Raw genomic sequence first — 953 nt, 5'->3', positions numbered from 1 at the left:
TACCAACAAACCGACGTGGGCTAGCTTTAATGTCGCAACGGGCTTGTTAAACGGTACGCCAACTAATGCGGATGTGGGCACCACTTCCGGGATTGTGATCAGTGTCAATGATGGCACGGTAACCAGCTCCTTAAGCGCGTTTAGTATCAGCGTGGCCAACACCAATGATGCGCCGGTGATCTCCGGCAGTCCTAACACCTCAGTCAATGAAGACAGTGGCTACAGCTTTACCCCAAGTGTCAGTGATGACGACAGTGGTGATAGCTTAAGCCTTAGCATTACTAATAAACCGACGTGGGCCAGCTTTAATAGCGCCAATGGTCAGTTAAGCGGTACGCCAACCAATGCCGATGTGGGTACGACCTCAGGGATTGTGATCAGTGTCAACGATGGCACGGTAACCATCGCCTTAAATGCGTTTAGTATCAGCGTGGCCAACACTAATGATGCGCCGGTGATATCTGGCAGTCCTGCTACGTCAGTCAATGAAGACAGCGTTTACAGCTTTACCCCAAGTGTCAGTGATGACGACAGTGGTGATAGCTTAAGCTTTAGCATTACTAATAAACCGACGTGGGCCAGCTTTAATGTCGCAACGGGGCTGTTAAGCGGTACGCCAACCAATGCCGATGTGGGTACGACCTCTGGTATTGTGATCAGTGTTAATGATGGCACGGTAACCACCGCGTTGAGCGCGTTTAGTATTAGCGTGGCCAACACCAATGATGCGCCGGTGATATCTGGCAGTCCTGCGACCTCAGTCAATGAAGACAGCGTTTACAGCTTTACCCCAAATGTTAGCGATGACGACAGCGGTGATAGCTTAAGCTTTAGCATTACCAACAAACCGACGTGGGCTAGCTTTAATGTCGCAACGGGCTTGTTAAACGGTACGCCAACTAATGCGGATGTGGGCACCACTTCCGGGATTGTGATCAGTGTCAATGATGGCA

General features: G+C 50.4%; 1 protein-coding gene. It reads left to right on the top strand.

The window, feature by feature from the left end; all coding sequences use genetic code 11:
• Positions 1 to 953: putative Ig domain-containing protein (locus H5202_RS23395; protein WP_220493995.1), on the top strand; the 953-nt coding region annotated here is incomplete at both ends.

The sequence above is a fragment of the Shewanella sp. SG41-4 genome, assembly GCF_014164505.1.
Taxonomy (GTDB): domain Bacteria; phylum Pseudomonadota; class Gammaproteobacteria; order Enterobacterales; family Shewanellaceae; genus Shewanella.
This window is presented reverse-complemented; position numbering and strand designations above follow the sequence as displayed.